Annotated in this window: 17 protein-coding genes and 1 riboswitch; of the genes, 12 read left to right on the forward strand and 5 right to left on the reverse strand. The window is 66.6% G+C overall.

Going from position 1 to position 19,887, the window contains the following annotated elements:
• The first annotated feature begins 213 nt into the window (after positions 1-213).
• The 6 genes from IIE29_RS14490 (at position 214) to IIE29_RS14515 (ending at position 6,094) form a co-directional block, all read left to right on the forward strand.
• A complete protein-coding gene (locus tag IIE29_RS14490; RefSeq protein ID WP_209326007.1) occupies positions 214-366 on the forward strand; it encodes a hypothetical protein in 153 nt (50 codons plus the stop codon).
• Between the two features lie 489 nt (positions 367-855).
• On the forward strand, positions 856-1,860 hold the full coding sequence (locus tag IIE29_RS14495) for an inositol monophosphatase family protein (protein WP_209326008.1): 1,005 nt from the start codon (positions 856-858) through the stop codon (positions 1,858-1,860).
• Between the two features lie 183 nt (positions 1,861-2,043).
• Complete coding sequence (locus IIE29_RS14500) at positions 2,044-3,039, forward strand: siderophore ABC transporter substrate-binding protein (protein WP_209326009.1); 996 nt, start codon at positions 2,044-2,046, stop codon at positions 3,037-3,039.
• A 15-nt stretch (positions 3,040-3,054) separates the two neighbouring features.
• Complete coding sequence (locus tag IIE29_RS14505; protein WP_209326010.1) at positions 3,055-4,137, forward strand: ABC transporter permease; 1,083 nt, start codon at positions 3,055-3,057, stop codon at positions 4,135-4,137.
• 161 nt (positions 4,138-4,298) lie between these two features.
• Positions 4,299-5,342, forward strand: coding sequence for an iron chelate uptake ABC transporter family permease subunit (locus IIE29_RS14510; protein WP_209326032.1), 1,044 nt, complete (start codon positions 4,299-4,301; stop codon positions 5,340-5,342).
• A complete protein-coding gene (locus IIE29_RS14515) occupies positions 5,339-6,094 on the forward strand; it encodes an iron ABC transporter ATP-binding protein (RefSeq protein WP_209326011.1) in 756 nt (251 codons plus the stop codon). The genes IIE29_RS14510 and IIE29_RS14515 overlap by 4 nt, the downstream gene beginning before the upstream one ends.
• On the opposite strand, the gene IIE29_RS14520 is transcribed toward IIE29_RS14515, so the two are convergent.
• Positions 6,088-6,561 (reverse strand): hypothetical protein, encoded by a 474-nt coding sequence (locus tag IIE29_RS14520; RefSeq protein WP_209326012.1) that lies wholly within the window; start codon positions 6,559-6,561, stop codon positions 6,088-6,090. The genes IIE29_RS14515 and IIE29_RS14520 overlap by 7 nt on opposite strands.
• Before the next feature lie 115 nt (positions 6,562-6,676).
• On the opposite strand from IIE29_RS14520, the gene IIE29_RS14525 reads away from it, so the two are divergent.
• Positions 6,677-8,644, forward strand: a complete 1,968-nt coding sequence (locus tag IIE29_RS14525) for an amidohydrolase (protein WP_209326013.1) — start codon at positions 6,677-6,679, stop codon at positions 8,642-8,644.
• A gap of 125 nt (positions 8,645-8,769) precedes the next feature.
• Here IIE29_RS14525 and fabG read toward each other — a convergent pair whose 3' ends face one another.
• The 4 genes from fabG to IIE29_RS14545 all read right to left on the reverse strand — a co-directional run bounded on the left by fabG (position 8,770) and on the right by IIE29_RS14545 (position 11,640).
• A complete protein-coding gene (fabG, locus tag IIE29_RS14530; RefSeq protein WP_209326014.1) occupies positions 8,770-9,579 on the reverse strand; it encodes a 3-oxoacyl-ACP reductase FabG in 810 nt (269 codons plus the stop codon).
• 43 nt (positions 9,580-9,622) lie between these two features.
• Positions 9,623-10,786, reverse strand: a complete 1,164-nt coding sequence (locus tag IIE29_RS14535; RefSeq protein WP_209326015.1) for an acyl-CoA dehydrogenase family protein — start codon at positions 10,784-10,786, stop codon at positions 9,623-9,625.
• A 10-nt stretch (positions 10,787-10,796) separates the two neighbouring features.
• Positions 10,797-10,976: a hypothetical protein gene (locus IIE29_RS14540; RefSeq protein ID WP_209326016.1), complete on the reverse strand. Its 180-nt coding sequence runs from the start codon at positions 10,974-10,976 to the stop codon at positions 10,797-10,799.
• Between the two features lie 112 nt (positions 10,977-11,088).
• Entirely contained in the window at positions 11,089-11,640 is a 552-nt protein-coding gene (locus IIE29_RS14545) for a DUF1990 family protein (protein WP_209326017.1), read from the reverse strand.
• 121 nt (positions 11,641-11,761) lie between these two features.
• On the opposite strand from IIE29_RS14545, the gene IIE29_RS14550 reads away from it, so the two are divergent.
• From IIE29_RS14550 to IIE29_RS14570, 5 genes are all read left to right on the forward strand, one after another.
• Positions 11,762-12,556, forward strand: a complete 795-nt coding sequence (locus tag IIE29_RS14550) for an SDR family oxidoreductase (protein ID WP_209326018.1) — start codon at positions 11,762-11,764, stop codon at positions 12,554-12,556.
• A gap of 522 nt (positions 12,557-13,078) precedes the next feature.
• A riboswitch (glycine riboswitch) is annotated at positions 13,079-13,176 on the forward strand.
• Positions 13,177-13,306: 130 nt separating this feature from the next.
• Positions 13,307-16,240 carry an aminomethyl-transferring glycine dehydrogenase gene (gene gcvP, locus IIE29_RS14555; RefSeq protein ID WP_209326019.1) on the forward strand — a complete coding sequence of 978 codons (2,934 nt, stop codon included), beginning with the start codon at positions 13,307-13,309 and terminating at the stop codon, positions 16,238-16,240.
• Complete coding sequence (locus IIE29_RS14560) at positions 16,240-17,499, forward strand: glycine cleavage system aminomethyltransferase GcvT (protein WP_209326020.1); 1,260 nt, start codon at positions 16,240-16,242, stop codon at positions 17,497-17,499. The genes gcvP and IIE29_RS14560 overlap by 1 nt, the downstream gene beginning before the upstream one ends.
• Positions 17,500-17,599: 100 nt before the next feature.
• Positions 17,600-17,998, forward strand: a complete 399-nt coding sequence (gene gcvH / locus IIE29_RS14565) for a glycine cleavage system protein GcvH (RefSeq protein WP_209326021.1) — start codon at positions 17,600-17,602, stop codon at positions 17,996-17,998.
• Between the two features lie 187 nt (positions 17,999-18,185).
• Positions 18,186-19,658 (forward strand): L-serine ammonia-lyase, encoded by a 1,473-nt coding sequence (locus tag IIE29_RS14570; protein ID WP_209326022.1) that lies wholly within the window; start codon positions 18,186-18,188, stop codon positions 19,656-19,658.
• Positions 19,659-19,887 lie beyond the last annotated feature (229 nt).

Consider the following 19,887-nt stretch of genomic DNA (forward strand, 5'->3'; position numbering starts at 1 on the left):
CATGGATTCCGATATCCGGGAATTCTTGGTGTATTGCCATATTCGTGGTATCTAATGGGACTACACCAATTCGTGGCAACGGGCCACAGCATGAATGCAAGGGAAGAGACCATGTCGCGTCGAGCTCGTGAATTGACAGATGATCAGTCGGCATTAGTCGGCGTTGTCCGAAAGGTCGCTCGGCAGCGATCGAAACTCAACACAGACTATGTGATGGCCATTCTGCGTGCGCGTGAAGAAGGGGCCACCTTCGGAGCGATCGCCGAGGCGGCCGGAACCTCCTCGCAGGCCGTGCAGGAGATCGTGCGCAGGCACGGGCCGGTCAAGCGCAGCGAACCGAAAGCGGGCGTCCCGGACCCCGTCTGACCGCGGGAGAACGGGCGGAAGCGGCTTCGCTTCACCCTTCAGGGTCGGGCCGCACCTGCGCGCACACCGGGCGGTGATCCATGGGCGACATGGGTCACCGCCCTTGTGTGTTCCGTGGACGTGCCCTGGCCGTTCGATGGCCGATTTCCATCACTGTTCGATAACAAGAAATCCTACTGCTCGGTAAAACGGTGTGACGGGTGCATAATTGCGCGCATGCGTTTCTCGGATCGATCAGGAAAATCCCACCTCGAATGCGGTGATTCGAAGAGGTGCGACTTTCGCGTCGAGGAATGAGCGGCGATAAACACCGGCCGGAGCAGAGTGTGCAGAGCGCGGAGGAAATAGCGGAATTCCACGGTCCGCAGTCGGCTTCGAACGGCTTAGATACAAGAAGTACATACTCGCGGAAGTATTGCAGTCTTGTTACAGGAAGGTGCTGGCCCGGGTCCATGGGCGGCCAGGGGGCATGTTGTCTAGAGTGGCCGTATGAACTCCGAGCCCGAAACGCTGCCCGCCGAGATCGCCGACCTCCCCCTCATCCGCATCGCCTCCGACCTGTCGCTCATGGCCTGGGAGCAGATGCTCGCCTGGCGACCGCTTCTCGGGGCCAGCCTCGATGCGCGCATCGTCGATACGAAGACCTCGCCGAACGATCTCGTCACCCGGGCCGATGCTCAGATCGAAGCGCTCGTCCGCGGCTACCTCTCGCAGGTCAGGCCGCACGATCTCATGGTCGGCGAGGAGGATTCGCCTGCACTCGACCCGGTCGAGTTCTTCTCCGCCGAATTCCTCGGCAGGCTCTGCGGCTTCGACCCCGAGACTGGAGGCCTGGCCGATCTCAGTGACGGCGGTGCGACCCTGGAATGGCATGTCGATCCCATCGACGGCACCGTCAACTATGTCCGAGGAATCGAATACCACGCCTTCTCGGTCGGTGTCTGCGAAGCGGCTGCAAGCACGGCCTCCTCGGATGGTGCGTCACCGGACGGCCGCTCTGTCGACAGCGGAGCCGGCCTCGGCCTCGGACCATGGCGCATCGGTTTCGTCGCCTCTCCGGGGCTGAACGCCACGTGGCTGGCAGCCGCCGGCCACGGTGCCTACCGTGTCGAGGGGCGGCTGTCCGACCACTCCGCTGCGGGAATCCGCGCGCGACGCCTGCGGGGAACGCCGGCCGGTCTGTCGGGGAGGCTGCTCGCCACCGGATTCGCCTACACCGGGAACAGTAGGGGCCCGCAGTTGGCCAAGCTCGAGAATCTCATGAGCGGCTACGACGATCTGCGTCGCTGCGGCGCGGCCTCCATCGATCTGTGCATGGTCGCCGAAGGGCGGGTCAACGGATACGCCGAACGTGGTCTGGGGATCTATGACTATGCCGGCGGGGCGGTCATCGTCGAGGAGGCGGGACTCCAGGTCAGCCGCGGGGGAACCGGCGGGCCGATCGCTGCGGCCGACACTCGGGAAGAGGTCGAGCGGCTCGTCGCCGCGATCTGAAACGAGTGCGGTGAAGCGGATGTGAGCGCTGCCGCCTGCGCCGGGCGCAGGCATTCGTCTCGCGAGAAGTGTGACGTGGTTAACGTCATATTTCTTTGACTTTATTTTCGTAGCCTAGGCTAAGCTTACTTTCAGTGCGTGCACACGTTTCTCCAATCCGTTCATATCAGGAAGTAGGACCCCATGGTTTCGACTCGCCTTCAACTGAGTGCCCTGGCGGGCGTCGTCGCTCTCACTCTCGCCGGCTGCGGCTCATCCGGTTCCGATGAGAACAAGGCCAGCGCCGAAGACTCCGGCAGCAACACGATCGAGGTCGAGGACAACAGCGGCAAGCAGACCGTCGCCAATCCTCCTGAGTCCGTGGTCGCCACTGACAACCGAACATTCGAGACCCTCGACACCTGGGGCATCGAACTCAGCGCCGGCGCTGTTTCGCTCATGCCCGATGACCTCAGCTACACGAAGGACGACTCGATCCTCGACCTCGGCTCCCACCGCGAGCCCGACCTCGAGAAGGTCGTCGAGGCCAACCCCGATCTCATCATCAACGGACAGCGCTTCTCCCAGTACCACGATGACCTGGCCAAGCTCGCCCCGGACGCCACCATCCTCGAGCTCGATCCCCGTGATGACGAGCCCTTCGACGACGAGCTCAAGCGCCAGGCCACCGTCCTCGGCGAGGTCTTCGGCAAGCAGGACGAGGCGAAGAAGCTCATCGAGGACTTCGACGCCTCGATCGAACGCGCGCGCTCGGCCTATGACGAGAACGACAAGGCCATGGGCCTGATCACCTCGGCGGGCGATATCGGATACTCCGCGCCCTCGGTCGGCCGCACCGTCGGACCGGTCTTCGACATCCTCGACCTGAACCCGGCCCTCGAGGTCGAGGAGAGCAGTGAGGACCACCAGGGCGACGACGTCTCCGTCGAGGCCATCGCCGACTCGAACCCCGACCTCATGCTCGTCATGGACCGCGACGCCTCCTTCGCACCCGAGGACCGTGACGAGGGCTCTGCCCCCGCCGCAGAGGTCCTCGAGGACTCGGAAGCGCTCAAGGACGTCCCCGCGATCAAGGACGACAAGATCGTCTACTTCCCGGAGGACACCTACCTCAATGAGGGAATCCAGACCTACACCGAGTTCTTCAACTCCTTCGCCGACAAGCTCGAAGGCAAGTAAGGTCCGCTCCCGCGCATGACACGAGCCCCACGCAGCACTGCCGGCACCGGTGACACCGGTGCCGGCAGTCGCACGTCCATCACCGAGGCTGGCATCCGTCCGGCCCCCCGCGTCCGAACCGAAACCGTGGAACCCGCCTCGGCGGTGGTGGGACAGCTGCTGGACTGGAAGTTCCTGCTCAGCGTCCTCGGTGTCCTCGCTCTGCTCGCGGCCTCGCTGCTGACCGGTGTCTACGACATCTTCGGCGGCGAAGGCGGAGCCGAGATGTTCCAGATCACCCGCGTTCCGCGCACCATCGCCCTCGTCCTCTCGGGAGCGGCGATGGCGATGTGCGGGCTCGTCATGCAGCTGCTGACTCAGAACCGCTTCGTCGAACCGACGACGACGGGCACGACGGAATGGGCCGGACTCGGCCTCATGCTCACCGTCATCATCTATCCCGACGCCTCGATCCTCGCGCGGATGATCGGCGCGATCATCGCCGCGTTCCTCGGCACCATCATCTTCTTCCTGTTCCTCCGCCGCGTCTCGCTGAAGTCCTCGCTCATCGTGCCCATCATCGGCATCATGCTCGGAGCCGTGGTCGGCGCGATCTCGACCTTCGTCGCCGTCCAGATGGACATGCTCCAGAGCCTGGGCATCTGGTTCGCCGGCAGCTTCACCTCGATCCTGCGCGGGCAGTACGAGGTGCTGTGGATCGTCGCCCTCGTCGTCGCCGCCGTCTTCGTCGCGGCCGACCGCTTCACCGTGGCGGGGCTGGGCAAGGAGATCGCGACGAATGTCGGGCTCAACTACAACCGGATCATCCTCATCGGCACGATCCTCGTGTCCATCGCCACGGGAATCGTCACCGTCGTCGTCGGCAACCTCCCGTTCCTCGGTCTCATCGTGCCCAATATCGTGTCGATGCTGCGCGGCGACGACCTGCGCAGCAACCTGCCCTGGGTCTGCCTGCTGGGCATCGCGATCGTCACGGTCTGCGATCTCATCGGCCGCATCATCGTCATGCCGTTCGAGGTGCCGGTGTCTCTCATCCTCGGAGTCGTCGGTGCCGCGGTGTTCGTCGCACTCCTGATGCGCGCACGGAAGAAGGGCTGAAGATGCACGATACGACTTCGACATCAACCGCACAGGCACCCGGCAGCCAGACGGTGCCCGCTTCCGTGCAGGAGACGGAGACTGCAGCCGTGCGCACCCGCCCGGTCGAGGGCGGCGACGCTGACGCTCGCGCGGCAGGGGCAGCGACTGCGACTCGGTCGATGACCGCGGGCCCACCTCGGCGCTCGACCTCGCGTCCGCCTCGGCGGTCGGCGGGCTCCCTGCCGACTCCGCGGGCTCGGCGCCGGTACTGGGTGATCATGGCAGCCCTCGTCGTCGTCTCGGCGGCGGTCGCCCTCGGGCTGCTGGCCTGGGACAACCCGATGCCGATCACCGATGACGGATTCTGGCTCATCGCCCAGCTGCGGTTGAAGAACCTCGTCGTCCTCGCCATCGTCGCCCTCAGTCAGGCCTTCGCCACGGTCTCCTTCCAGACGGTGACGAACAACCGGATCATCACCCCCTCGATCATGGGCTTCGAATCGCTCTACGTCGCGATCCAGACCGGAGCGATGTACTTCTTCGGCGTCACCGCGATCGTCGATCTCAAGGGCTTGGCGCCCTTCGCCATCCAGCTGATCGTCATGGTCGGCCTGTCCCTGGCGCTCTACGGCTGGCTGCTCTCCGGCAAGCACGGCAGCGTGGCGATCATGCTGCTCATCGGCGTCGTCATCGGCGGCGGACTCGGTTCGATCGCGACCTTCATGCAGCGGACCCTGACGCCGAGCGAGTTCGACATCCTCTCCGCTCGCCTCTTCGGTTCGATCGCGAACTCGGACTCGGCGTATCTGCCGCTCGCGATCCCGCTGTGCGTACTCGCCTGCGGCGCGATCTACGCGAGCTCGGGCCGGCTCAACGTGCTCGCACTGGGACGGGACACCACGAGCAACCTGGGGCTCAACCACAAGTTCGAAATGATGAAGATCCTCTTCTTCGTCTCCATCCTCATGGCGGTATCCGTGTCGATGATCGGACCGATGGTCTTCCTCGGCTTCCTGGTCGCGATGCTCGCCTATCAGTTCTCCGACACCTTCGACCACAAGTACATCCTGCCCATGGCCGCGCTCATCGCGTTCACGGTGCTCGGCGGGGCGTACTTCATCATGAAGAACATCTTCTACGCCCAGGGCGTCGTCTCGATCATCGTCGAGGTCGTCGGAGGCGTGGCATTCCTCGTCGTCGTCATGAGAAAGGGACGCCTGTGATCACACTGAGCGATGTCCGCAAGTCCTACAGCGACGAGGTCGAGATCGGCCCCGTCGATCTGCAGATCCCGGCTGGGGGCGTGACCGCGCTGGTCGGGCCCAACGGTGCCGGCAAATCGACGCTGCTGACGATGGTCGGACGACTGCTCGGCATCGACGACGGCGCGATCGAGATCGCCGGATTCGACGTCGCCTCGACGAAGTCGAAGGATCTCGCGAAGGTCGTGTCGATCCTGCGTCAGGAGAACCACTACATCACGCGCCTGACGATCCGGCAGCTCGTCGGCTTCGGCCGCTTCCCCTACTCGAAGGGACGGTTGACGCGCGAGGACGAGGAGGTCATCTCACAGGCGATCGACTTCCTCGAGCTCGGTGACCTCGAGGAGCGATTCATCGACGAACTCTCCGGCGGTCAGCGGCAGCGCGCCTATGTGGCGATGGTGCTCGCTCAGGACACCGACTACGTGCTCCTCGACGAGCCGCTGAACAACCTCGACATGAAGCATTCGGTGCAGATGATGCAGCACCTGCGGCGGGCCGCCTCGGCGATGGGCCGTACGATCGTCATCGTCCTCCACGACATCAACTTCGCCGGCCACTATGCCGACCACATCTGCGCCGTGAAGCAGGGGAAGGTCGTCGAGTTCGGCACTCCCGAGGAGATCATGACCGGCGAGGTGCTCTCCCGCGTCTTCGACACCCCCGTCGAGGTCATCGACGGCCCCCGCGGTCGTCTGGCCGTGTACTACTGAGGGCGGATCGTCACCCAGCGGCGGACGGCGAGGACGAGTGCGGCGACCAGTCCGAGGATGAGCAGCCCGTCCGCGGCGATGTAGAACAGGTGCAGCGCCGAACCGCCGTCATCGACGCCGGCGAGCACGGCGTCGGTGCGCCGGTTGAGCAGCGGGCGGATGACGACGACCTTGATGATGAGCACGGCGATGAGCCCGCTGGCCACCCCACGGTAGGCGCGGTCGACACCGGACTTGAGCATCGCCCACAGCAGGAGCACGCCGATCACGAGCTCCACCCAGTTCATCACCCCGAAGACGAGGCGGCCGATGCCCAGGCCCAATGGAATCGTGATGCCCGGAGCGGTGAACTTCAGCGGGGCCTCGATGAGCGAGATGCCGATGATGAGCCCGAGCCAGATCGCAGGCAGGATGAGGCGCGCACCCGCCGCCAGACGCGAGTCGTTCGTGCTGAAGAAGTGTGTCATGGAGCCGATTCTACTCCCCGTAGAAGAGGGTGTTCGAAGCGCAGAGCAGCCTCCCGCCGCACCCGGGGCCGAGGGGTCGGCCTGGCCGGTGACCGCCCGTTCTAGACTGGTGCCCATGCGTCTGTTCTCCAACGCCATCGTGCGCACGTTCGCGCCCTCGGCCGACTCGGACACCCCCGGATTCCTCGACACTGCAACACCGCCTCCGGACGCGATCCTCGTCGACGGCGAGACGATCGCGGCCGTCGGCACCAGGGCCGAACTTCTCGACATCGCAGCCGCGGAATCATCGACCACGGCGGCGCTCGCCTCGGCGGGCGGGGTCGGGGCGACCACCGTCATCCCCGGGCTCGAGATCGAGGAGATCGACTGCGGCGGACAGGTGATCCTGCCGGGCTTCGTCGACGGGCACATGCACTCGATCGCCTATGCGAATTCGATCGAGGAGCTCGATCTGTCGCGGACGCGAACACTGGCCGAGGCGGTCGAAGCGATCCGCGAACGTGCCCGGACGCTGCCGGTCGGGGAGTGGGTCGTCGGTTCGGGATGGGACCTCAACAAGTGGGACGACCCTCGCTACCCGGACCGCGAACTGCTCGACCAGGCGGTGCCCGACCATCCGGTGGCGATGTGGTCACTCGACCTCCACACACTCTGGGCCAACGCGCATGCCCTCGAGATCGCCGGAATCGACGCACTCACGGCCGACCCCTGGGGCGGGGAGTTCGTCCGCGACGAGGACGGTGAGCTGACCGGACTCGTCCGGGAGGACGCGACCGACTTGGTGGCCAGGTTCATTCCCGAACCCACGCGCGAGGAACAGGTCGAACGACTCGATCGCACGCAGAAGCTCTTCCTGTCCCAGGGACTGACCGGCTTCCACGACTTCGACGGCATCTCCTCGACGCTGGGCTGGAATGATCTGCGGGAAGCCGACCGGCAGCATATCCGGGTGACGCAGCACCTGCGCGGCAACGAGGTCCCGTGGGCGATCGAGACCGGGTGGCACACCGGAGACGGCGATGACTGGCTGCAGCGAGGCGGACTCAAGCTCTTCTCCGACGGGGCGCTGGGCTCGCACACGAGCCACATGTCCTCCCCGTTCCCCGCACCTGAGGCGTCCGAGACTCTGGGCGATTCCGGTGCGGTGACCGCGGACGGAACCGACCTCAGCGGCGCAGCACCCGGGACCGGAACCGAAGCGCTCGAGCACGGCACGCACACGTATCCCGGAACGATACTCGAGGAGATGGTCGGCAGTGACGCTCCCGAGGCCAACTACGGCATTGCGCAGATGTCCGAAGACGATCTGTTCGAAAACGCCGAGCGGGCCACCGAGGCGGGCATCTCAGTGGCGATCCACGCCATCGGCGACCAGGCCAACCACCATGTGCTCAATGTCTTCGAACGCCTGCGCGAGACCACGCGGGAGGCCGAGGAGAGGTTCGGTCGGCCTCTGCGTCACCGGGTCGAACATGCTCAGTTCATCCGGCCCGAGGACCTCGCCCGGTTCGCCGAACTCGACGTCATCGCCTCGATGCAGCCGCGGCACTGCATCTCCGATCTGCATCTGCTCCACCTCGTCGACGAATCCGCAGGCCTGGCCGCCTACGCCTGGCCGGACCTGCTCTCGGCCGGCGCGCAGGTCGTCTTCGGCTCCGATGGCCCTGTCGAGCCCGCGAACCCCTTCGCAGCGATCTATGCGGCGATGACCAGGGCCGATATCTCGGGTGATGCGGGCACGAGCTTCCAGCCCGAACGTCGGCTCTCGGCTGTCGAGGCGATCCGCCTGCACACGCAGGGCCCCGCATTCGCCGCCGGGCTCGAGGACCGCCGCGGATATCTGGCCGCGGGAATGGACGCCGACTTCATCGTCGTCGACACGGACCCATGCGTCGCCGAAGGGCTGAACCCGGAAACGCCTGCGCACGGGACGAGCGGCCTCTTCGAAGAGGTTCATAAAGCTGCCGGCGGCCTGCTCGGCTACACGAGCGAGGAGGCTCTCTTCGCCCACGCCGAGGCGATCCGAGACACCCGCGTCGGCATGACCGTCGTCGGCGGTGAGATCAAGCACCGCGCCTGACCTCCCGTCCGGACCACGCCCCCACGGGGACGCGAAGCCCGCCGATCTCGCGCTCCACCCCGCTCAGCGGGTGGGGAGCGGCGACGGCGATGCAGGGAGGGCCGCCTCGGCGAGCGGAGAGGTGATCAGATGTGGCGGCCGCCGGAGATCTCGGTGACGGTGCCGGTGAGGTAGCTCGACAGGCCGGAGGCGAGGAAGAGGACCACCGAGGCGACCTCCTCGGGCTCTCCCGGACGACCGAGCGGGATCTCGGCGAGCTTCGAATCGATGACGTGCTGCGGCATGGCCGCGGTCATCGCGGTGTTGATGAAGCCGGGCTGGATCGCATTGATGCGGATGTTCTTGAACGCGACCTCCTTGGCCACGGCCTTCGTCATGCCGACGATGCCGGCCTTCGCCGCGGAGTAGTTCGACTGGCCGAGCATGCCGACCTTGCCGCTGATCGAGGACACGTTGACGATCGCACCGCCGCGGTCCTGCTCGCGCATGAGGCCGGTGGCGACCTTGAGGCCATTCCAGGTCCCGCGCAGGTGGACGGAGATGACGTCGTCGAACTGCTGCTCGGTCATCTTCCGGATCGTCGCGTCGCGCGTGATGCCGGCGTTGTTGATCCAGATGTCGACACCGCCGAACGTGCGTGTGGCGGCCTCGGCGAGCTTCTCGACGTTCTCCAGCGAGGACACATTGCACACGACACCGGCCGCGGACTCGGCCCCGCCGAGCTCTTCGACAGCGGCGGCGAGGCTGTTCTCGTTCATATCCCCGATGACGACCTTGGCCCCGGAGTCGACGAGGCTGCGGGCCATAGACAGGCCGAGGCCCTGGGCGCCGCCGGTGACGACGGCGACCTTGCCGCTGAGCAGGCCGGGGATCGCTGTGACTCCGCCGGTCGCGGTGGCGGTGATGCCGGGTGCAGGGGTGGAGGTGTCGGTCATGGAGAGTCCTTCCGTGAAGTCGGTGCCAGTGTACGTGTCGGTGTCAGAGGTTGAACTGGGGCTTGTGTGCGCCACCCAGCAGCTGCCGGGCGACGACGACGCGCTGGACCTCCGAGGTGCCCTCGTAGATCCGGAACAGTCGGGCATGGCGGTAGAAGCGCTCGACCGCGGATTCGCGCATGTAGCCCATTCCGCCCTGGATCTGCACTCCCTTGTCGGCGATGCGGGCCAGTGCTTCGGAGGCGAAGAGCTTCGCCGAGGAGGGGCCGAGTTTGCGATCGGTCCCTTCGTCCCAGCGTTGTGCGGCCGAGAGCACGAGGGACTTCGCGGCGGCGGTGTCGGTGTAGATGTCGGCGAGCATCGCCTGGACGAGCTGGAACCGCGCGATCGGCTCGCCGCCCTGTTTCGCCTCGGCGGCGAAGCGGACGGATTCGTCGAGGATGCGGATGGACTGGCCCACGCAGATCGCGGCGATGTGCAGTCGGCCCTTGTTCAGCGAGGCCATGGCCGCATAGAAGCCCTTCTCCTCCTCGCCGCCGATGAGGTTGGCGGACGGGACGCGGACGTCGTCGAAGAAGATCTCCGAGGTCCAGGCTCCGGCCTGGCCCATCTTGTGGTCGTGGGGGCCGACGGTCACTCCCTCGGACTTCGTGGACACGAGGAACACCGAGATGCCCTTCGAACCGGTGGCATCGGGATCGGTGCGGGCGAAGACGATGAGCACATCGGAGGCCTCGGCATTGGTGATGAAGCGCTTGCTGCCGTTGATGATGTAGTCATCGCCGTCGCGGGTGGCCTTCGTCCGCAGCCCCGAGGGGTCGGAGCCGGCTTCGGACTCGGTCAGGGCGAAGGAGGCGACGACGTCTCCGGAGGCCAGACGGGGCAGCCATTCGGATTTCTGCTCATCCGTGCCGTAGTTGACGAGCACCTGTCCGGCGATGCCGTTGTTCGTGCCGAACAGGGAGCGGAAGGACGGTGTCGTGTAGCCGAGCTCCATGGCCAGCAGCGCGTCCTGCTCGGCGTTGAGCCCCAGGCCGCCGTACTCCTCGGGCAGTGCCCACCCGAAGAGACCCATCTCGGCGGATTCCGTGATGATGTCTTCGGGAATGGCGTCCTCGTCCTCGATTCGGGTTTCGAGCGGCACGACCTTCTCGCGGACGAATTCGCGGACGGCGGCCAGGATGTCATCGAGCTCTGTGGTGTCCATGGTTCCTCTCTTATGGGCGGGTGGAGTTCAGCCGGAGCCAGGCGCGGACCCGGTCGGAGTCGACGACGGTCTGGCCGGAGGGAGGGCCGCTGCCCGAACGCGGCAGGAAGGCATCGATCGAGGGAGAAGCCTCCTGGCCGGTGCTCCCGCGGTTGTCACCGACAGAGGTCGGTGCGGAGACATCGGCCATCGTTGAAGGATCCTCTTGGTGGTCGGCCCGCGCGCGGTCGGACTCAGTGGGTGTCGACTATGCTGCGCTGCGGATGCGAGTGCGTGGTTGAGAACACAATATACCAGCGGGATCAATAAAGAGAAGCAATTGTTGCGCGGTCCGATATTGATGGAGCCTCGCTCACAGGAGGGACAGGGCGGGAAGCGCTCGCGGTGAGGAGTCCTCGCAGTCCTTCGGCGTACCGCCGCGCCATCATCGACTGCCCCATCACCGCCACAGGTCCGGCCGCTTTGAGCAGCGGATGCCCGGGCACCGACTCGGCAGTGATGGATACGCCGAGGCGGCCGTCCGGCCCGACCATCACGAGGAAGGTCTCCTCTCCCGTCTCCACGTGGCCCGGCAGGGTGCGATAGGTGAAACCGGCCCGGTCTGCCTCGTCGATGACCCGGACGACGATGCACGACCCGACCGGCACGGTCAGATCGCGACCGTGGAGCCGCCTCGGCGAGGCGGGCCAGAGAGGATTGAGCCTGAGATCGATGACCTGACCGCTGTGCACACGGCGGGCCGGCCGCACGCTCACTCCCGCACTCTCCTGCAGCGCCCAGGTGAGAACCGCTTCGCGAGCGAGCGGGAACAGGTGAGCCGGACCGAGGTCGAGGTGGTGCTCAAGCTGGTTCATGATCCCCATTCTCTCCTTGTCTTCCCTGATGGTCGTGCCTACGATGGGAGCAGATTGCTGAACGAACGCTCGCTTCATGCATCATCGCATTCGCCCGCCGACCGAACACTGGAGTTCACCCATGTCAGAGAGCATCGCAACCACCCCGCAGTCCGGCCGCCGATTCGAAGGCCAGGTCGCCCTCGTCACCGGCTCCAGCCGCGGCATCGGTCTCGGCATCGCCCAGCGGCTCAATGCCGAGGGCGCCACCGTGATCCTCACCGCCCGCAAACCCGAGGCGCTCGACGAGGCGGTCGCGAAGTTCCCGGACGGCACCGCACTCGGCATCGCCGGCAAGTCCGACGATCCGGCGCACCGGGCGGAGGTCTTCGACACGATCGCGGAGAAGTTCGGTCGCCTCGACGTGCTCGTCACGAATGTCGGGATCAATCCGGTCTACGGTCCGCTCATCGACATCGATCTCGATGCCGCACGGAAGATCCTCGACGTCAATGTCCTCGGCACACTCGCCTGGATCCAGGGCGCCGTTCACCACGAGGGCCTGAAGTTCAGGGAGAACAAGGGGCGGGTCGTGAGCATCTCCTCGGTCGCCGGAGAACGGCCGAGCCCCGGCATCAGCTTCTACGGCATCTCGAAGGCCGCGGTCTCCCATCTGACCAAGTCCCTGGCCGTCGAGCTCGGTCCGGACATCCGCGTCAACGCCGTTGCGCCGGCCGTCGTCAAGACGAACTTCGCCACCGCACTCTACGAAGGGCGCGAGGACGAGGTCGCTGCGGCGTATCCGGTCAAGCGGCTCGGCACCCCCGAGGACATCGCCGGGGCCGTGGCCTATCTTGCGTCTGCCGACGCCGATTGGATCACCGCGCAGGTACTCACCGCCGACGGCGGCGTCATCACCGCAGGCGGCAGCGCCTGAGTTGAGCAGACGACGCACCTCGGAGGAGCGTCGCCTCTGAAGGCTGCGCTTGAGCCCGCCGCTGAAGGCTACGCCGCACACCGGCCGAGAAACGGGTTGGCGAATCAAGATGTGGTCGCAATCGGATACTTTTCTCGCTGGAGAGTATCCGATTGCGACCACTGTTCTGTCCGATTGCGACCACTGTTCTGAAGAACGCAGGCGTGCGTGAGGCGCAGGCCCGGACTGCGTTTGAGACCCGACGGCTGACGGCTCTGCGTTGTGCCCCTGAGCGGCCGCGACGCTGCCCCTGCGCCCACCCGCGGAGCCCACCCGCTCCGCGGCCCCTGCGCCCACCCGACGAGCCGACCCGCGGTGCGGCCGACGAGCCGACCCGCGCCGCTGCCGAACGACCCTGCTTCCGCGACCACCGTTTGCGAGCGAGCTGAAGCGAGCATCAGGAGGTTTGTCGGGCGTGACTTCATTCACTAGGATTGGAAGCGCAGTTCCACGCGGTTCTGCGCACAACTTCATACGCCGCTAAGACATGACGTGGGAGAGCTGCCGGACAGACACCGGGCAGCGCCGTAGGTGCAATTCCCTCCCCGGGAAACTCTCAGGCCCAGTACCACCGATTGCAGGCATATCTGAAGGACCGCCCGTCCGCCGCGCATCGACGCGGGAGAGGCGGCGGCCCGACAGATCGGGGAGGACACTCAGTGATCAGTGCGTCCTCCATCGGTGGGCGCGACACCGACCCTAGGACGGCAATTGACCAGTTCACTCGCCCATACGACGCAGGAAACAGGGGACACCGCACGCCCCTTCTCCGACCGCCACATCGGCCCCCGCGCCGACGACGTGCAGGCCATGCTCGCCGAACTCGGCTACGATTCCCTGGCCGACCTCTCGTCCGCCGCCGTCCCCGCCTCGATCCAGAACGAGGAGCTCGACCTTTCCGCCGGCCGCTCCGAATTCGACGTCCTCGCCGATCTGCGCGATCTGGCCTCACAGAACGTCATGCGCACTCAGCTCATCGGCCAGGGGTACTACGACACGATCACCCCCGCCGTCATCCGTCGCAACCTCGTCGAGAATCCCGCCTGGTACACCGCCTACACCCCGTACCAGCCCGAGATCTCCCAGGGTCGGCTCGAGGCGCTGCTGAACTTCCAGCAGGTCGTCCAGGACCTCACCGGCCTCGACATCGCCAACGCCTCCCTCCTCGATGAGGCCACCGCCGTCGCCGAGGCGGTCCTGCTCATGCGTCGGGCCGTGAAGAAGGGGACCACCGTCGTCCTCGACTCCGAACTCCACCCGCAGACCATCGCCGTCGTCCGCGCCCGCGCCCGGGCCATGGACTTCCGCGTCACCGTCGCGGACCTCGCCGAGGGCCTCGTCGGTGAAGACATCTTCGGCATCGTCTGCGCCCAGCCCGGCACCACCGGCGCCATCCGCGACTTCTCCGAGGCAGTCACCGGCGCCCATGACCGCGGGGCACTGGTCACCTTCGACGCCGACCTGCTGGCGCTGACCCTGCTCAAGGACTGCGCCTCCCAGGGCGCCGACATCGCGGTGGGCTCGGCCCAGCGCTTCGGCGTGCCGCTGTTCTTCGGCGGACCCCACGCCGGCTTCATGGCCGTGAAGACCGGGCTGAAGCGCCAGCTGCCCGGCCGCCTCGTCGGTGTGTCCAAGGACGCCCAGGGCAAGCCCGGCTACCGCCTGGCTCTGCAGACCCGCGAACAGCACATCCGCCGGCAGAAGGCCACTTCCAACATCTGCACCGCGCAGGCCCTGCTGGCCAACGTCGCCTCGATGTACGCCGTCTACCACGGTCCCGTCGGGCTGACCCGGATCGCCTCGCGCGTCCACCGTTTGGCCCGTGCCTTCGCGGTCGCCGCGGACACCGCTCCCGGCGCCGAGGTGACCACCTGGGACTTCTTCGACACCGTCGCGCTGCGCGTGGCCGACGCCGAAGCCGCTCGCCACGTCGCCGACCAGGCCGGCTACAACATCCGCGTCATCGACAACGCGACGATCGGCATCTCCTTCGGCGAACCCCACACGGTCGCCGACGCCAACGGTGTGCTCGAAGCACTCGGCATCATCGCCCGGGTCGACGCTGCGAACTTCGAAGCCGCCTCGGCGGGTGCCTTCGGATCCCACGCGGTGCCGGAACCGACCTTCGACGCGAAGTTCCACCGCGACACCGAATTCCTCACCCACCCGGTCTTCAACACTCACGGCTCCGAGACCTCGATGATGCGCTACCTGCGCACGCTGGCCGATCGGGACCTGGCCCTGGACCGGACGATGATCCCGCTGGGTTCGTGCACGATGAAGCTCAACGCCGCCGTCGAGATGGAGCCCATCACCTGGCCCGAGTTCGCCTCGATCCACCCCTTCGCCCCGGCCGAGCAGACCCAGGGCTGGCGCACGCTCATCACCCGCCTCGAGGACTCGCTGACCGCGGTCACCGGCTACGACCGCGTGTCCCTGCAGCCCAATGCCGGCTCCCAGGGTGAGCTGGCCGGACTGCTCGCCATCCGCAGCTACCATGTGGCGGGCGGCGAGGAGGGGCGCACCGTCGTCCTCATCCCGCAGTCCGCACACGGCACGAACGCCGCCTCGGCCGTCCTCGCCGGGCTCCAGGTCCAGGTCGTCGGCACCGCCGAGGACGGCTCGGTCGACATGGACGACCTCGATGCGAAGATCGAGAAGCACTCTGGCAAGATCGCCGGAATCATGATCACCTATCCCTCGACCCACGGGGTGTTCGAGTCCCAGGTGCGCGAGGTCTGCGAGAAGGTCCACGCCGCCGGCGGCCAGGTCTACGTCGACGGGGCGAACCTCAACGCCATGGTCGGTCTGGCCAAACCCGGCGAGTTCGGCGGCGACGTCTCCCACCTCAACCTGCACAAGACCTTCTGCATCCCCCACGGAGGCGGCGGGCCCGGAGTCGGACCGGTCGCCGTGCGCGAGCACCTCGCTCCGTACCTTCCCGGCGACGCCACCTCGCCCGAACTCGTCGCCGACGCCGACCACTCCGTGACCCCGCCGATCTCCGGATCGATGTTCGGCTCCGCCGGTGTGCTGCCGATCAGCTTCGCGTACCTCGAGCTCATGGGAGCCGAAGGGCTGCGCGAAGCCTCTCGGGCCGCGCTGCTGGGCGCGAACTACCTCGCGAAGAAGCTGGGCGACGTCTTCCCCGTCCTCTACTCGGGCGAGCACGGCCTCGTCGGACACGAGACGATCCTCGACCTGCGCGAGGCCACCGCGAAGTCCGGCGTCACCGCCGAGGATGTGGCCAAGCGCCTCATCGACTTCGGCTTCCACGCCCCGACGCTGGCGTTCCCCGTGCCGGGCACCCTCATGGTCGAACCGACCGAATCCGAGGACAAGGCCGAACTCGACCGCTTCATCGAGGCCATGCGCACCATCCGCGCCGAGATCGACGCGATCGGCGACGAGTACTCCTACGAGGAGTCCCCGCTGTACGGAGCCCCGCATCCGGCGACCGTGGTGATGGACGACTGGGACGGCAAGTACAGCCGCGAAACCGCTGTCTTCCCGGTCCCGGGTCTGCGCCTGACGAAGTACTTCCCGCCGGTCAGCCGGATCGACGGCGCCTACGGCGACCGCAACCTGGTGTGCTCCTGCCCGCCGCCAGAGGCCTTCGAAGAGTTCGAGGAAGAGGACAAGTGATGACTGAGAACACGCAGAAGCCCAAGGAGACCCCGCTGCACGCCGAGCACGCCGAGCTCGGCGCCTCGTTCACCGACTTCGGCGGCTGGGACATGCCGCTGAAGTACGGTTCGGAACTGGCCGAACACCGGGCCGTGCGCGAGGCCGCGGGCATCTTCGACCTCTCCCACATGGGCGAGGTGCGCATCACCGGCACCGATGCCGCCGCCTTCCTCGACTACGCGTTCGTCGCGAAGTACTCGAAGATGAAGATCGGCAAGGCCAGATACGGCGTGATCGTCAACGAGGGCGGGTACATCCTCGACGACCTCATCACCTACCGCATCGGCGATGAGGAGTTCCTCATCGTGCCCAACGCCGCGAACACCCCCGCTGTGGTCACCGCGCTGAAGGAGCGGATGGAGACCTTCCTCACCGATATCGCACCCGGTGCCGCCGTGCGGCTCTTCGACGAGTCCGACGCCACTGCGCTCATCGCCGTCCAGGGCCCGAACTCCGAGGCCATCATCCTCCGCGCCCTCGACGAGAGCGCCGATGGCGAATTCGGCCCGCGCACCGGCACCGGCGACAGCGCGCAGGCCGAGGTCACGGACGCCGTCAACGGGGGAGCCACCTCGGCGGGGCAGGAGAAGATCACCCTCGGCGAGGCGGTGCGCGAGCTCAAGTACTACGCGTGGATGCCGCTGACGATCGCCGGCATCGATCTCATGCTCGCACGCACCGGCTACACCGGCGAGGACGGCTTCGAGCTCTACATCCCGAACATCGGCGCGACCCGCCTGTGGGAGACGCTCGTGACCTCGGGCGCCGACTACGGACTCGTCCCCTGCGGACTGGCCGCACGCGATTCGCTGCGCCTCGAGGCCGGAATGCCGCTGTACGGCAATGAACTCGACCTCGAGACCACGCCCTACGATGCTGGGCTGGGACGGATGATCGGATTCAAGACGAAGGAGACCTTCTTCGCCCGCGAGGCCCTGGCCGAACTCGGCAAGACCGAACCCCCGCGCGTGCTCGTAGGCCTGACCTCCGCAGGCCGCCGGGCCGCCCGCTCCGGTGCCGCGGTGTCGATCGACGGCGCGGAGATCGGCACCGTCACCTCGGGCCAGCCCTCGCCGACGCTCGGCCACCCTATCGCCTTGGCCTATCTCGACCGGAACCACGCCGAGGCGGGCACCGAGGTGACCGTCGACATCCGCGGCAAGGCCCACGACTTCACCGTCACCGAACTGCCGTTCTACACACGACAGTCCCACTGAGTTCATCCAGGTGAGACCGGTGGCTCGTACACTGGTCTCACCTGCCCGACAACGTCGCGGCCTCCGCCCACCGGCGCAGGCCGCAGAGAAGGAAAGACATATGGCACAGCTGCCCCCGCTCCCTGAGCACTACACCTACTCCGCCGAACACGAGTGGGTCGACGGTGCGGCCGACGAACTCGTCGGCAAGACCGTCAAGGTCGGCATCACCGCCGTCGCCTCCGATGCCCTCGGCGAGGTCGTCTACGTCGACCTGCCCGAGGTCGGCGACACCATCACCGCAGGTGAGACGTGCGGCGAAGTCGAATCGACGAAGTCCGTGTCCGACCTCTACACCCCGGTCTCCGGGGAAGTCGTGACCATCAACGAGGCGGCCGTGGACTCACCCGGACTGCTCAACTCCGATCCCTACGGCGAGGGCTGGCTGTTCGAGGTCAACGTGACCGAGGTCGGCGAAGTCATGGATGCCGCCGGCTACGCCGAAGCCAACTCTCTCTGAGGAAACCCTTTCTCGAGAGGCGTCCTCCACACGGAAGCGCGCGCTCTTGAGGAGGGACCACCCCTTTCATGCGGGGTCGGCCGAGGTCGGCACGGGCGTGAGCGCCCGCGCAGGCTTCCCGTGCACGCTGCGTGCACGGTCGCTCGGTCGGCCCCGTCGTCATCCCACCAGAAACGAAGTGATTGCCATGCCATTGAGCGTCTTCGACCTCTTCACCGTCGGCATCGGACCCTCGAGCTCCCACACGGTCGGACCGATGCGTGCGGGCTCGAGCTTCATCAACCTCCTCGGCGAATCGCTGGGATCCGTGGCCGGCATCAAGGTCGATGTCTTCGGATCCCTGGCCGCCACGGGTGCCGGCCACGGCACGTTCGACGCCATCCTGCTCGGTCTCGAGGGCTGCCGGCCCGACCTCGTCGAGGCCAACGAACTCACCGCCCGCCGGACACGGATGTCCGAGACCGGGACGATCATCCTCGGCGACTCCACCGGAGCCGGTGTCGAGCTCGCCTTCACCGAGGACGACATGGTCAAACGACCGCTGACCGTCCTCCCCCGCCACACGAACGCACTGACGATCACCGCCCTCGACTCCGCGGGCGAGACCCTGGCCGAAGAGACCTACTACTCCGTGGGAGGCGGGTTCGTCACCTCCGAGACCGAATTCCTCGAGAAGGAGAGAGCCGCCGAGGCCGAAGCCGCGGGTGGCGCGGATTCGGAGTTCGCGGTGTCCGAGTCCGTCGTCGACGCCGAACTCGAGTCCTCCAGCGGAGAGCTGCCCTACCCGTTCCATTCCGGCGCCGAGCTGCTTCAGCGCTGCGCCGAGACCGGTATGTCGATCACCGAGATCATGCATGCCAACGAGCTGTCCATGCGATCGGAGGAAGAGATCCGGCACGGGCTGCTCCACATCTACTCCGTGATGGAGGAGTGCGCTTCGGCCTCGCTGGATCGCTCGGGCTACCTGCCCGGCGGGCTCAAGGTGCGCAGGAGGGCCCATGACTGGTACCTCAAACTCAAGGCCGAGGACCCCGATCGCGATCCCGGCTACTACCTCGAATGGGTCAACCTCATCGCCATGGCCGTCAACGAGGAGAACGCCTCGGGCGGCCGGGTGGTCACCGCACCGACGAACGGTGCGGCCGGCATCATCCCCGCGGTTCTGCACTACGCCCTCAACTACGTCACCTCCGTGGCCGAGGGCGGCGAATCCGCCAAGCACAGGGCCATCATCGACTTCCTGCTCACCTCGGCGGCGGTGGGAGTCCTCTACAAGGAGCGGGCCTCGATCTCCGGCGCCGAGGTGGGCTGCCAGGGCGAGGTCGGATCTGCCTCGTCGATGGCGGCCGGAGGACTGGCCGCGGTCATGGGCGGGACCCCCGAGCAGGTGGAGAACGCCGCCGAGATCGCCATGGAGCACAACCTGGGCCTGACCTGCGACCCGATCTCCGGGCTCGTGCAGGTGCCGTGCATCGAACGCAACGCGATCGCCGCCGGCAAGGCCATCAACGCCGCCCGGATGGCGCTGTGGGGCGACGGCCAGCACCGGGTCAGCCTCGACGAGGTGATCGAGACGATGCGTCAGACCGGCGCGGACATGTCCTCGAAGTACAAGGAGACGGCACTGGGCGGCCTCGCCGTCAACGTCGTCGAGTGCTGAGCCCGGTCTCGGCACAGGAGCGACCCTCGCAGGGTGCCTCGGCAGGGGTGCCTCGGCGGGGGAGGCCCTCGCAGGGTGCCCACCGGGGGAGCCTCGGCGGGGGAGGCCCTCGCAGGGTACCTCATCCTCAAACAGCGGTCACGTTCGGATACTTTTCGCGGGGTGTCAAGCTGTTTGGAGTCACTCACGCTGCTTCAGCGGTGAATTCTTGGTCTTCGACTATCGCTGG

The sequence above is a fragment of the Brevibacterium renqingii genome (genome assembly GCF_017808095.1).
Classification (GTDB): Bacteria; Actinomycetota; Actinomycetes; order Actinomycetales; family Brevibacteriaceae; genus Brevibacterium; species Brevibacterium renqingii.